The organism is Kitasatospora sp. NPDC004799, from assembly GCF_040609095.1.
Classification (GTDB): Bacteria; Actinomycetota; Actinomycetes; order Streptomycetales; family Streptomycetaceae; genus Kitasatospora.
Window position 1 is genome coordinate 1 of sequence record NZ_JBEXJK010000256.1, and the last position, 11,777, is coordinate 11,777.

Consider the following 11,777-nt stretch of genomic DNA (forward strand, 5'->3'; position numbering starts at 1 on the left):
GTGGTCGGGGGTTTCTCGGTTTTTCTCTTGACCCTGGTGGTGTTTGGTGGGCTGGGGGGGGGGGGGGGGGGGGGGGGGCCCGCGGGGGGGGGGGGCCCGGGGGCGGGCCCCCGGCGAGGCGGGCGCTGGTCACCGTGAGGTCAGCAGCTCCCGGCGGAGGCGGCGGGGCCCCCGAGGCCGATGGTGAGGACCTGCGGCGCGGCCGGGACGGAGCAGCAGCCCCCGCTGCTCTGCGCGGCGTCGGGCTCGTCGAACAGGCCGGCGCCGCCGCAGACGCCGGTCTCGGGGAGGGTGAGTTCGACCCGGGCGGCGGCCTCGGTGTCGCCGGACAGTGAGGCGGCGATGGAGCGGACCTGCTCGTAGCCGGTCATGGCGAGGAACGTCGGCGCGCGGCCGTAGGACTTCATGCCGACCAGGTAGACGTCCTTCTCCGGGTGGGCGAGTTCCTTCGCCCCGTGCGGGTACACGGTGCCGCAGGAGTGCTGGTTGGGGTCGATCAGCGGGGCGAGCTCGGTGGGCGCCTGGAGCCGCTCGTCGAGGCCGAGCCGGATCTCGGAGAGGAACGACAGGTCGGGGCGCAGGCCGGTCAGGACGACGACCTGGTCGACGGGCTTGCTGCGGCGGCCGTCCTCGGCGATCAGGACGAGCTGCTCGCCGTGCGGTTCGACGGCGGCGGTGCGGAAGCCGGTGAGCGCGGTGGCGTGGCCGTCCTCGACGGCGGCCTTGGCGCGCAGGCCGAGCGCGCCGCGGGCCGGGAGCTCGTCGGCCTCGCCGCCGCCGTAGGTGGAGCCGGTGATGCCGCGCCGCAGCACCCACACGGCGTGCGTGCCTTCCTCCTGCTTCGCGAGGTCGGCCAGGTACGCGAGGGCGGTGAACGCCGAGGCACCGGTGCCGACGACCGCGGTGCGCCTGCCCGCGAACCGGGCGCGGACGGACGGGTCCTGGAGGTCGGGAATGCGGTAGGAGATTCGGCCGTCGGCCGCGCGCTCGCCGAGGGCGGGCAGGCCGTCGGCGCCCAGCGGGTTCGGGGTGGCCCAGGTGCCGGAGGCGTCGACGACGGCACGGGCGAGGAAGCGCTCCTCCCTGCCGTCCGCGTACTCGACGTGGACGGTGAACGGCTGCTCCTCGCGGCCGGAGTCGACGATGCGGTCACGCCCGGCGCGCGCCACCCCGGTCACCGTCGCGTTGTACCGGACGTGCTCGCCGAGGACGTCGGCGAGCGGCTGGAGGTACTGCTCGGCCCAGTCGCCGCCGGACGGGTAGGCGGCGCCGTCGGGGCGGACCCAGCCGGTGGGGCTGAGCAGCTTCTCGGCGGCCGGGTCGACGACCTCGGCCCACGGCGAGAACAACCGGACGTGCGCCCATCCGCGCACCGCCGTGCCGGCTGAGGGGCCGGCCTCCAGCACCAGCGGCTCGATGCCGCGTTCCAGCAGGCGGGCGGCGGCGGCCAGGCCGACCGGACCGGCACCGACCACGACGACGGGCAGGGGCTGCTCGGCAGCGGAGGCGTTCACGGGGGTTCTCCTTTGATTCGACACTTGTCGATGAGGTGGTGCGGCTCCAGCATGGCATTTGCTTTGATAAATATCAACATAGACATTCGTCAAAGCAGGAGGAAGCGTGGAGATCATCGACGTCGCAGTGATCGGCGGCGGGCAGTCCGGGCTGGCGGCGGCGCACGCCCTTCGGCGGCAGAGGCTCGTGCCGGTCGTTCTGGAAGCATCCGGCCGGGCCGCAGGCTCCTGGCCGCACTACTACGACAGCCTCACCTTGTTCTCGCCCGCTCGCTACAGTGCTCTGCCCGGCATGCCGTTCCGCGGGAACCCCGACCGCTACCCGCGCCGGGACGAGGTCGTCGACTACCTGCTCGGATACGCCGCCGCCCTCGATGCGGACATCCGCACCGGGGCGCGGGTGGTGGAGGTGCGAGAGGCCGGCGGCGCGTACGAGATCACCCTGGACGGCGGCGGCAGGCTCGCGGCGCGAGCGGTCGTCGCTGCGACGGGCTCCTCCGGGCACCCTCACCGGCCGGAGCTTCCCGGTCTGGCCGGCTTCGAGGGCGAGCTGCTGCACGCCGCCGAGTACGCGACCCCCGGGCCCTTCGCGGGACGGAGAGCCGTCGTCGTGGGGGCCGGGAACTCTGCTGCCCAGATCGCCGCGGAACTCGCCGAGCGCAGCCGGGTCCACCGTGCGCCCGCGCCTGGCCTGCCTGGGGCTCGAATGGCAGCGCAGCCTCTCCTCCAACTCGCTGCGCGGTGTCGGGCGCGACGCGGCTCGGGTCGCCCGCCGCCTCGCCCGCGAACTCGGACGTGAGCGGCGTCTTCAGTGATTTGATGTATGTCAACATAGATGTATGTCGAACGCGAATGTGCTGCCCGTGCTGGAGCCCGAGGCCGTCGTGCCATGCTGCCCGCCGCTGACCGCCGCGTCGCTGTCGGAGGCGGACGCGGTGCGGATGGCGGCGATGTTCAAGGCGCTGGGCGACCCGGTGCGGCTGCGGCTGTTCTCCCGGGTCGCCTCGCACGAGGGCGGGGAGGCGTGCGTGTGCGACATCCAGGACGTCGGCGTCTCCCAGCCGACCGTCTCCCACCATCTCAAGAAGCTGCGTGAGGCCGGCCTGCTCACCTCGGAGCGGCGCGGGACCTGGGTCTACTACCGCGTTGAGCCCTCCGTGCTCGCCGCGATGGCCGGCATGCTCGCAGGCGCCGCCCGCTGATTCGGTCGCCCCTCGATCCCATGGAGAACCCGCCCGTGTCCACTCCCGCTGTCACCGTCGAGCCGATGACTGCCAGCCATGCCGAGCAGGTCCTCGCGATCTTCCAGGCCGGTATCGATGGTGGGAACGCCACCTTCGAGACCAGCGCGCCCACCTGGGAGCACTTCGACCGGACCAAGCTGGCGGACCACCGCTTCGTCGCCCTCGACGGGGCCACCCGGGTGCTCGGCTGGGTGGCGGCCAGCGCGGTCTCCGATCGGTGCGCGTACACCGGGGTGGTCGAGCACTCCGTCTACGTCCACCCCGATGCTCAGGGCCGGGGCGTCGCCCGCCTGCTCCTGGAGGCGCTGATCGCCTCGACGGAGGCAGCCGGGATCTGGACAATCCAGTCAGGCGTGTTCCCCGAGAACGCGGCCAGCCTCGCCGTCCACGCCAAGGCGGGCTTCCGGGTCATCGGCACGCGCGAGCGCATCGCCCGCCACCACGGCACCTGGCGGGACGTCCTCCTGGTTGAACGACGAAGCCCAACCATCGACTGACCCTGGCAGGCGACCTGCCACCCGTTTCCGTGCCCCCATGACCACACCGGCCACCACCACGGCAGCTGGTGCCGTGCGTCCTCGCCGAACGGCGTGGCGGCATGAATGGGCATGGGCGGCGACGGCCCGGGAGGCTCAGATGTCCGCGCCGACGGCGCCGTCCTCGGTGGTGCGGTTCCATGCTTCGCTGTAGGCACTCAGTTCTTCCTCGGACAGTTCGAGGTCGCCGTGCACCCGTACCGTGCTGGTGTCCCAGGGGCGGCTGCCGTCGTGGCGGGGCGTGAGGAGCACGCCGAGGGTGGAGGCTTCCTCGGTTCGGCCGGTGCGTGCGGTCACTTCGTGGTGGCGTAGCTGCACGTACGCGGAGAAGGCTGCCCGGACGCCGGCGTCGAAGCGGGTGGCGGCGCCCACGATGAGCTGATGGGTGCCGTCTTCGTGGAGCATCCGCCTGAAGCGCCACTTGCAGTGTTCGTCCGGGACGTGTGGGACGTCGCGCAGCATGTCCAGCAGTAGGTGGCCCCACTCGGCCCGTGCGGTCACGGGTAGCCGGTCGAGGTCGGACAGGACACTGAAGCGGTTGGCTTCGGTCAGGGAGTCGTCGAGCATGCTGAGGGCGATGTCTTCCAGCATGACGCGGATCGTCAGGTGGGCGTTGGTGCCGTCGACGCCCATGGCGCGGTTGCGGCCGTTGAGCATCTCGGCGGGCGCCATCCGCAGTTGCCGTACGGTGCCTTTGGCCTGGCTCATCGCCTTGGCCGCCACCTTCTGAATCCAGGCCGCTTCCTGGGCATCCGGCTTCGGCGGTATGGTGCGGGCCTTGACCTGGACGACCGCATCGCGTCGGCCGGACAGGAGCAGACGGTCACCCAGCTCTCGCCGGCCTGAGCCCTTGGTTGCGTGCGCGGCTTGTTGGAACACGAAGTCGGGCATGCCCCATGTGGCCGCGGCGTGGTGCGCTGCGGCTTCCGCGCCGGGGCCGGGGTCGATGTGGGAGGGCAGCGGCAGAGCGGGCGGTATGCGGCGCAGGTGAGGCCCCTGGGGTGTGTCGACGACGAGGGTGAGGCTGTCGGGGTCGTCGTGTTCCACGAAGCGGTACAGGGCCGATGTCGGCTGTTCGATCACAAGTGTTCATTAGACCTGCTGGTTGGCGTTCTGCGTGCCGGTTTTCGGTCCGACGTTCGGTCAGCGCAGCAGGTCGGTGATCTCGGTGACGGCCTGGCGGGCGGTACGGCCCACCCCGATGAGGGTGGCGGAGGCGGGGCCGGTCCAGTCGCCGTAGCCGAGGAGGTGGACGCGCGGGTCGGAGACGGCTCGGGTGCCGGTGGTGGCGATCCGGCCGCGAGCCTCGGTGTGCAAGGCCAGTGGGGCGAGGTGGGCGAGGGCGGGGCGGAAGCCGGTGCACCAGATGATCGCGTCGGCGGGCCAGAGTTCGCCGTCCGGCCAGCGGGGGCCGGTGGGGGTGAGGGCGGTGAACATGGGGTGGTCGGTGAGGAGTCCGGCGTTGCGGGCGGCGCGTACGGGTGGGGTGGCGACGATGTCGCCGAGGTCGGAGATGCGCGGGCCGCCGTCCTGGACGCGGCGGGTGGCGATCTCGAAGAGGGCGCGGCCGTCGATCTCGTCGGGCAGGAGGCGGGCGGGGCGGTGGGTGACCCAGCGGACGGCGGCGGCGACCCCGGTGAGGTCGGCGGCGATCTGGGCGCCGGAGTTGCCGCCGCCGACCACGACGACGCGTTGGCCGGTGAAGTCGGCGGCGCGGTGGTAGCCGGTGGTGTGGAACTGGCGCCCGGTGAACAGCTCTCGGCCCGGGACGGCGGGGACGAAGGGGCGGGTCCAGGAGCCGGTGGCGCTGATCAGCGCACGGGTGTGCCAGGTTCCGTCGTCGGTGTGCACGAGCAGGCCCCCGCCACCGGTCTCCGTCACCGAGGTGACGGAGACCGGGCGGTGGACGGGGAGTTCGTAGCGCTTCTCGTACTCGGCCAGGTACTCGGTGACGTGCTCGGCGTCCGGCCACTCGGTTCCGGCCTGGCCGGGCATGGGGCGGCCGGGGAGTGAGGAGTAGGCGGCGGGGGAGAACAGGCGAAGGCTCTCCCAGTAGTGCTGCCATGCGCCGCCCGGTGCCTCGGCGGCGTCGAGGATGGCGAAGTCGAGTCCGGCGCGCCGCAGGTAGTAGCCGGCGGCGAGCCCGGCCTGGCCGCCGCCGACCACCACCACGTCGGTCGTCTCCGTCACGAAGGGATCCCCGCGCCGGATTCCACGGGTGCCGCGCAGGACGGGCACAGGATCTGACGGACCACTGTCTTGTCGGCCGGACCGAGGACCGGCCCGCTCCGCAGCGTCGCGGCCTCGGTGCGGGCGTGGTCGGCGCAGACGCCGGCGCCGCAGCCGCGGCAGACGCCGACGGCGGTGCTGGTCGTGTTTGCCGAACGGCACTCCAGGCAGTGCATGGGGGTCAGGACTCCTTCGCCGCGGTGGTGACGGCAGTGGGGGCGAATCGCTTGCGCCAGGCCAGGGAGACGTAGACGAGGGCGATGAGGACGGGCACCTCGATGAGGGGGCCGACGACGCCGGACAGGGCCTGGCCGGAGGTGACGCCGAAGGTGGCGATGGCGACGGCGATGGCGAGTTCGAAGTTGTTGCCGGCGGCGGTGAAGGCCAGGGTGGCCGTCCGGTCGTAAGCCAGGCCGAGGGCCTTGCCGAGAGCGAAGGTGCCGAACCACATGATCGCGAAGTAGGCCAGCAGAGGCAGGGCGATGCGGGCGACGTCCAGCGGCTGGGAGGTGATGGTCTTCCCCTGGAGGGCGAAGAGGATCACGATCGTGAACAGCAGGCCGTACAGGGCCCAGGGGCCGATCTTCGGCAGGAACTTCTGCTCGTAGGTCTCGCGGCCGAGCTTCTGCTCGCCGAGGCGGCGGGTGAGGAAGCCGGCCAGCAGCGGGATGCCGAGGAAGACCAGGACGTTGACGACGATCTTGGCGACGGAGAAGTGCAGGCCGTCCTGTTCGAGGCCGAGCCAGCCGGGCAGGACGTCGAGGTAGAACCAGCCGAGCACGCCGAACATGACGACCTGGAACACGGAGTTGAGGGCGACCAGGACGGCGGCGGCCTCGCGGTCGCCGCAAGCGAGGTCGTTCCAGATGATGACCATGGCGATGCAGCGGGCCAGGCCGACGATGATCAGGCCGGTGCGGTACTCGGGGAGGTCGGGCAGGAGGAGCCAGGCCAGGGCGAACATGACGGCGGGGCCGAGTACCCAGTTGATCACCAGGGAGGAGGCCATGAGCTTGCGGTCGCCGGTGACGGTGTGCAGGCGGTCGTAGCGGACCTTGGCGAGGACCGGGTACATCATGACCAGCAGGCCGAGGCCGATGGGCAGGGAGACGCCGCCGACCTCGACCTTGGCGAGGGCGTCGTTCAGGCCGGGGATCAGGCGGCCGAGGCCGAGCCCGAGGCCCATGGCGAGCAGGATCCACACCGCGAGGAAACGGTCGAGGAAGGAGAGCTTGCCGACCAGTCCGGCCTCGGGGTGGTCCGGGGGAGCGGTGGTCTTGGTGGCCGTCACGGGCAGGCCCTTTTCGTGTCGGCGCACGCGGTGGCGCGGGCGGTGGCGGCGAGGTCGCCGAGGAAGCCGGCGAGGCTGTCCAGGGCGTCGGGACGGAGCTTGTAGTAGGTGAAGCGGCCGCAGGGCTCGGTGTCGACCAGTCCGGCCTCGCGGAGGATCTTGAGGTGGTTGGACAGGTTGGTCTGCCGGGCGCCGGTCTCCTCGACCAGGTGGCTGGTGCACAGGGCCTCGCGGGCGAGCAGGGTGAGGATCCGCATCCTCAGCGGGTCGGCCACGGCTTTCAGCACGTCTACCGGGCTATTTGTATCACTCTCTACTGACATCACCATGTAGTGATACGTTAGTCGATGTTGGCGGCACTTCCAAGCCCGCTGTCGAGTTCACGGGTCGAGCCGCCCGTAGGTGCCGCAGCTGCAAGGGTGTGGCGCCGCTGGGGGTCGGGGCCGGGCATCTTTCGCATTCGGCGCGTGGCCGGCTGCCGCAGTAGCCCGGGGCTGGACGCGGGGGAGCTTGGCGGGCCGGGGTGCCGTGATGAACTGGCCGGTGCGGGTGGGTGTCACCTATGCCGGACCGGCTTTCGAGGCCGGCACTCCGGAGACTCCCTGTGCCGCGCCGTTTCGGCGGGAGTGTGTCGGTCCATCGAGTGCTGGCCCGAGGGTGGGGTCAGTCGTGGGCGCGGCTCAGGATCCAGACGCCGTAGGTGTCGTTCGCGGGGTGCAGTTGGTAGGTGCCGGCCCGCAGGTCGACGCGCAGTCCGGCGGCGGTCAGGTCCGTCTCGAACTCCGCCGCCGTGTAGGTGCGGGCGTGCGGCGGCGGGTCCTGGAGGTGGAAGCCGACCAGGATCCGGCCGTTCTCGCCGAGTACGTCACGCATCGCGCGCAGCGCCTCGCGTTCGGTGCCCTCGGCGAGGTAGACGATGACGTTGCCGACGCAGACGACCAGGTCGAACGGGCCGTCATCGGGGCCGAGGTCGAGGATGTCGCGTTCCTCGATCGCCAGCCCCGGGTAGGTCTCCCGGGCCTGGCGGACCAGGGCCTCGTCGGGCTCGATCGCGACCACGTCGTGCCCCCGCCGCCGGAGCGCGGCGGCCACCCGGCCCATGCCGGCGCCGGCATCGAGTACCCGGGCGCCGCGCGGCAGGAGCGTGTCGGCGAGCCTGGCCTCGCCGTCGACGTCCTCGCCGGCGGCGATCAGCTCGGCGAACCGCTGGCCGAAGCCTCCGCTGCTTCCCGCCTCCTGCCAGCGTGTTCGCCGCGTCGTCATCGGTAGGGGCTCTCCGTGTGGCAGCGTGATCCTCTCCATGTCCCGAATCCTAAGGCGATGCCGCTGATGCGGGTCATGGCCACTGAGGTGCCTGCCACGGGCCCTGGAGCGTGCGGCCCCGGTCGCCTGTCGGGTGGCCTGTGGTGCACCGCTCCCGATCTGTCGAACGAAGTGCCCGCGATGGGGGAAAGCGCGACCCCGCCGACCGTCTACCAGGTCCACGGCCACACCGCCCCCGGAGGCGATGCCCGGGTTCGGGCGGCCACGCAGACCATCCCCGTCGACGGCTTCTGGGGGAGTGCCCCGAGCGGCGCACCGGGCCCAGCCGACCTGCTTGCCGCCGCGTTCGCTGCCTGCCTGCTCAAGAACGTCGAACGCTCCAGCTGGCTGCTGCCCTTCCGTTATCAGCGCGCCGAGGTCGACGTGCAGCTCCGCCGCCAGGACGCCCCGCCCCGCTTCACCGCCGTCACCGTCGTACCCGTCGCCCCGCCCGCTGGGTGAACACGCGCGCCTGGGCGGCCTGGGCGGCCCACTGCCTGGTGGTCTCCAGCTTCGGCGCCGACCTGCCCTCGGAGGACTCGCCATGGCGGGTGGTGGCCTCGATCCGTGAGGATGCCTGTCGTGACCATCCACACGGACCTCGCGCCACAACGCTCGACGCACTCGATGCCCTTGGTGTTCGGCGCCGGCGCCGCCATCGGCGTGCTGGGCGGGATGATCGGCTTGGGCGGCGCGGAGTTCCGCCTGCCGCTGCTGATGGGCCTGTTCGGGTTCGCCGCGCTCTCGGCGGTCATCCTGAACAAGGCGATGAGCCTGGTCGTCGTGCTGACCGCCCTGCCTTCCCGGCTCGACGCGGTGCCGGCCTCGCAGCTGGCCGCGCACTGGCCTGTAGCGGTCAACCTGCTCGCCGGAAGCCTGCTGGGCGCCTGGGCCGGAGCGGGCTGGGCGGTACGGATGCGCAGCGCCACCCTCTACAGGGTGCTGGCCGCGCTGATGGTGCTCATGGCCGCCGCCCTGCTGGTCACGCACGCCGCCACCCTGGGCGCGCTCGACCTTCCGCCATGGGCCCGGGTGCCCGGCGGGGTCGTGGCCGGGTTCGGCATCGGGGTGGTCGCGGCGATCATGGGGGTGGCCGGCGGCGAGCTGCTGATCCCGATGATCGTGCTGCTGTTCGCGCTCGACATCAAGACCGCCGGGAGCCTGTCCCTGCTGGTGTCGCTGCCGACCATGCTGGTGGCCTTCGCCCGATACAGCCGCGACGGCAGCTTCGCCGTCCTCGGCGCCAACCTGCGCTTCACCGCCGTGATGGCCATGGGCTCCGTCGTCGGCGCGGTGCTGGGCGGCCTGCTCCTGGGGGTGTTCCCGGACTTGGTCCTCGTCCCGGCGTTGGCGGTGATTCTGCTCGTTTCCGCCGTCAAGCTTGCCTGGCACCGATGAGTCCGGGTGGCCGGTGCGTGTGCGGGTGGATGGGGGGAATCCGAGGCCGTCCGGGGCTTCGGGCGAGGGCGCTGCCCCCGCCATTCACATCACTGTCGACTGACATCACCATCTAGTGATACGTTTGTCGGTGTCGGCAGCCGTTCCGAGCCGACCGCCGGGTCCAGCAGCGCAATCGGTCTGCGGACACCGCAACTGCCGCAAGGCCGTGCCGCGGGCGCGACCGTCCCCGCCCGGTCGTGTCGTACGGCACCCCGTCTTCGAGGAAGAGCGAGATGACCACCTCCCCCGTAGCCTCCGTGCTGTTCGTCTGCGTCCACAACGCCGGCCGCTCCCAGATGGCCGCCGGATTCCTGGCCCACCTCGCGGGCGACCGCGTCGAGGTCCGCTCCGCCGGCTCCATGCCGGGCGACCAGGTCAACCCGTCCGCCGTCGCCGCCATGGCCGAGCTGGGCATCGACATCTCGGATCAGAAGCCGAAGATCCTCACGACCGAGGCCGTCCAGGCGTCGGACTACGTGATCACCATGGGCTGCGGCGACGCCTGCCCGTACTTCCCCGGCAAGAAGTACCTCGACTGGAAGCTGGACGACCCGGCCGGCCACGGCGTCGAAGCCGTCCGCCCGATCCGCGACGAGATCAAGACCCTGATCGAGAACCTGATCGCCGAGATCGACGCCAAGCAGCTGGAGGGCTGACCGCATGAGCGACGTCCGTAACGTGATCATCATCGGTTCCGGCTCGGCCGGGTACACGGCCGCGCTCTACGCGGACGGCCCGTGCCTCCCTCAAGCCGCTGGTCTTCGAGGGGGCCGTCACCGCCGGTGGCGCGCTCATGAACACCACCGAGGTCGAGAACTTCCCGGGCTTCCGGGACGGCATCATGGGCCCCGAGCTGATGGACAACATGCGGGCGCAGGCCGAGCGCTTCGGCGCCGAGCTGATCCCGGACGACATCGTCGCGGTCGACCTCACCGGTGACATCAAGACCGTCACCGACTCCGAGGGCAACGTGCACAAGGCGCGCGCCGTGATCGTCACCACCGGCTCCCAGCACCGCAAGCTCGGCCTGCCGAACGAGGACAAGCTCTCCGGCCGCGGCGTCTCCTGGTGCGCCACCTGCGACGGCTTCTTCTTCCGCGACCAGGACATCGCGGTGGTCGGCGGCGGCGACACCGCCCTGGAGGAGGCGACCTTCCTCTCCCGCTTCGCCAAGAGCGTCACGATCATCCACCGCCGGGACACCCTGCGCGCCTCCAAGGCGATGCAGGAGCGCGCCTTCGCCGACCCGAAGATCCGCTTCGAGTGGGACAGCGCGGTCGAGGCCATCCACGGCGACCCGAAGCTGAGCGGCGTCACCCTGCGCGACACCACCACCGGCGAGACCCGCGAGCTGGCCGTCACCGGCCTGTTCATCGCGATCGGCCACGACCCGCGCACCGAGCTCTTCAAGGGCCAGCTGGACCTGGACGCCGAGGGCTACCTCAAGGTCGAGGCCCCCTCCACCCGGACCAACATCCCCGGCGTGTTCGCCGCCGGCGACGTCGTGGACCACACCTACCGCCAGGCCATCACCGCCGCCGGCACCGGCTGCTCCTCCGCCCTGGACGCCGAGCGCTACCTGGCCTCGCTGGACGACCTGGAGGCCAAGGCCGCCGCCGTCGCGGTCTGAGCCCCTCCCCGATCCACCCCGCGGGGGTGTTCCACGTGAAACACCCCCGCCCCGGCCGGGCAGAAACAGAACGGGCCCATCCGTTGTTCTCCCGGCAGCAGCCCCCTCCGTCCGATCCCGAGGAGTTCCCGTGGCCGGCGCCACCACCACCGTCACCGACGCGTCCTTCCAGGCCGACGTCCTGGACAGCAGCAAGCCCGTACTGGTCGACTTCTGGGCCACCTGGTGCGGCCCGTGCCGCCAGGTCGCCCCGGTCCTGGAGGACATCGCGGCCGAGCACGGCGACAAGCTGACCATCGCCAAGCTCGACGTGGACGCCAACCAGGCGACCGCCGCCAAGTACGGCGTCATCTCGATCCCGACCCTGATCGTCTACAAGGACGGCGAGCCGGTGAAGTCCATCACCGGTGCCCGCCCGAAGGCCGCGCTGCTGCGCGAGCTGGCCGAGTTCATCTAGGCCCTCCGGTCGTCGACCGCACGGCGGGGGGGGGGGCCCCCCCCCGGGGGGGCCCCCCCCCCCGCGGGGGGGCGGGGCCCCGGCGCCCGCCCGCGGCCAGGAACAGGCCCCCCACCCGGCCCGGGGGGGGCGCC

The 11,777-nt window shown here is 71.8% G+C and carries 14 protein-coding genes and 1 pseudogene; 8 read left to right on the top strand and 7 right to left on the bottom strand.

The window, feature by feature from the left end; translation table 11 throughout:
* Window positions 1-140 precede the first annotated feature (140 nt).
* The gene (locus ABZW03_RS27235; RefSeq protein ID WP_355263528.1) at window positions 141-1,514 is read right to left on the bottom strand and encodes an NAD(P)-binding domain-containing protein; all 1,374 of its coding nucleotides are present in this window, start codon (window positions 1,512-1,514) and stop codon (window positions 141-143) included.
* Window positions 1,515-1,620: 106 nt separating this feature from the next.
* On the opposite strand from ABZW03_RS27235, the gene ABZW03_RS27240 reads away from it, so the two are divergent.
* From ABZW03_RS27240 to ABZW03_RS27250, 3 genes are all read left to right on the top strand, one after another.
* Window positions 1,621-2,313, top strand: coding sequence for an NAD(P)-binding domain-containing protein (locus ABZW03_RS27240; protein WP_355263531.1), 693 nt, complete (start codon window positions 1,621-1,623; stop codon window positions 2,311-2,313).
* A gap of 40 nt (window positions 2,314-2,353) precedes the next feature.
* Window positions 2,354-2,716: a metalloregulator ArsR/SmtB family transcription factor gene (locus tag ABZW03_RS27245; protein WP_355263534.1), complete on the top strand. Its 363-nt coding sequence runs from the start codon at window positions 2,354-2,356 to the stop codon at window positions 2,714-2,716.
* A gap of 65 nt (window positions 2,717-2,781) precedes the next feature.
* Entirely contained in the window at window positions 2,782-3,255 is a 474-nt protein-coding gene (locus ABZW03_RS27250; RefSeq protein ID WP_355263537.1) for an N-acetyltransferase family protein, read from the top strand.
* 135 nt (window positions 3,256-3,390) lie between these two features.
* On the opposite strand, the gene ABZW03_RS27255 is transcribed toward ABZW03_RS27250, so the two are convergent.
* The 6 genes from ABZW03_RS27255 to ABZW03_RS27280 all read right to left on the bottom strand — a co-directional run bounded on the left by ABZW03_RS27255 (window position 3,391) and on the right by ABZW03_RS27280 (window position 8,077).
* A complete protein-coding gene (locus ABZW03_RS27255) occupies window positions 3,391-4,377 on the bottom strand; it encodes a hypothetical protein (protein ID WP_355263539.1) in 987 nt (328 codons plus the stop codon).
* Between the two features lie 60 nt (window positions 4,378-4,437).
* The gene (locus tag ABZW03_RS27260; RefSeq protein WP_355263541.1) at window positions 4,438-5,484 is read right to left on the bottom strand and encodes an ArsO family NAD(P)H-dependent flavin-containing monooxygenase; all 1,047 of its coding nucleotides are present in this window, start codon (window positions 5,482-5,484) and stop codon (window positions 4,438-4,440) included.
* Window positions 5,481-5,699, bottom strand: coding sequence for a DUF2180 family protein (locus tag ABZW03_RS27265; protein WP_355263543.1), 219 nt, complete (start codon window positions 5,697-5,699; stop codon window positions 5,481-5,483). The genes ABZW03_RS27260 and ABZW03_RS27265 overlap by 4 nt, the downstream gene beginning before the upstream one ends.
* 5 nt (window positions 5,700-5,704) lie before the next feature.
* Window positions 5,705-6,814 carry an ACR3 family arsenite efflux transporter gene (gene arsB / locus ABZW03_RS27270; RefSeq protein ID WP_355263545.1) on the bottom strand — a complete coding sequence of 370 codons (1,110 nt, stop codon included), beginning with the start codon at window positions 6,812-6,814 and terminating at the stop codon, window positions 5,705-5,707.
* The gene (locus ABZW03_RS27275) at window positions 6,811-7,143 is read right to left on the bottom strand and encodes a metalloregulator ArsR/SmtB family transcription factor (protein ID WP_355263548.1); all 333 of its coding nucleotides are present in this window, start codon (window positions 7,141-7,143) and stop codon (window positions 6,811-6,813) included. The genes arsB and ABZW03_RS27275 overlap by 4 nt, the downstream gene beginning before the upstream one ends.
* Window positions 7,144-7,477: 334 nt before the next feature.
* Window positions 7,478-8,077, bottom strand: coding sequence for a class I SAM-dependent methyltransferase (locus tag ABZW03_RS27280; RefSeq protein ID WP_355263551.1), 600 nt, complete (start codon window positions 8,075-8,077; stop codon window positions 7,478-7,480).
* Between the two features lie 180 nt (window positions 8,078-8,257).
* Between ABZW03_RS27280 and ABZW03_RS27285 the strand changes: the two genes are divergently transcribed.
* The 5 genes and pseudogenes from ABZW03_RS27285 (at window position 8,258) to trxA (ending at window position 11,643) form a co-directional block, all read left to right on the top strand.
* The gene (locus ABZW03_RS27285; protein ID WP_355263554.1) at window positions 8,258-8,578 is read left to right on the top strand and encodes a hypothetical protein; all 321 of its coding nucleotides are present in this window, start codon (window positions 8,258-8,260) and stop codon (window positions 8,576-8,578) included.
* Between the two features lie 120 nt (window positions 8,579-8,698).
* Window positions 8,699-9,514: a sulfite exporter TauE/SafE family protein gene (locus tag ABZW03_RS27290; protein WP_355263557.1), complete on the top strand. Its 816-nt coding sequence runs from the start codon at window positions 8,699-8,701 to the stop codon at window positions 9,512-9,514.
* Between the two features lie 275 nt (window positions 9,515-9,789).
* Window positions 9,790-10,212 (top strand): arsenate reductase ArsC, encoded by a 423-nt coding sequence (locus ABZW03_RS27295; protein WP_355263559.1) that lies wholly within the window; start codon window positions 9,790-9,792, stop codon window positions 10,210-10,212.
* Window positions 10,213-10,216: 4 nt separating this feature from the next.
* A pseudogene (trxB, locus tag ABZW03_RS27300) lies at window positions 10,217-11,186 on the top strand (thioredoxin-disulfide reductase).
* A gap of 130 nt (window positions 11,187-11,316) precedes the next feature.
* Window positions 11,317-11,643 (top strand): thioredoxin, encoded by a 327-nt coding sequence (trxA, locus tag ABZW03_RS27305; protein ID WP_355263562.1) that lies wholly within the window; start codon window positions 11,317-11,319, stop codon window positions 11,641-11,643.
* The last annotated feature ends 134 nt before the right edge of the window (window positions 11,644-11,777 follow it).

What these genes read in the sequence shown, in the direction of transcription:
- ABZW03_RS27245 (WP_355263534.1), top strand. Translation starts at nt 2,354, where the DNA reads ATGTCGAACGCGAATGTGCTGCCCGTGCTGGAGCCCGAGGCCGTCGTG.
- ABZW03_RS27250 (WP_355263537.1), top strand. Translation starts at nt 2,782, where the DNA reads ATGACTGCCAGCCATGCCGAGCAGGTCCTCGCGATCTTCCAGGCCGGT.
- ABZW03_RS27265 (WP_355263543.1), bottom strand. Translation starts at nt 5,699, where the DNA reads ATGCACTGCCTGGAGTGCCGTTCGGCAAACACGACCAGCACCGCCGTC.
- ABZW03_RS27275 (WP_355263548.1), bottom strand. Translation starts at nt 7,143, where the DNA reads ATGGTGATGTCAGTAGAGAGTGATACAAATAGCCCGGTAGACGTGCTG.
- ABZW03_RS27280 (WP_355263551.1), bottom strand. Translation starts at nt 8,077, where the DNA reads ATGACGACGCGGCGAACACGCTGGCAGGAGGCGGGAAGCAGCGGAGGC.
- ABZW03_RS27285 (WP_355263554.1), top strand. Translation starts at nt 8,258, where the DNA reads ATGGGGGAAAGCGCGACCCCGCCGACCGTCTACCAGGTCCACGGCCAC.
- ABZW03_RS27295 (WP_355263559.1), top strand. Translation starts at nt 9,790, where the DNA reads ATGACCACCTCCCCCGTAGCCTCCGTGCTGTTCGTCTGCGTCCACAAC.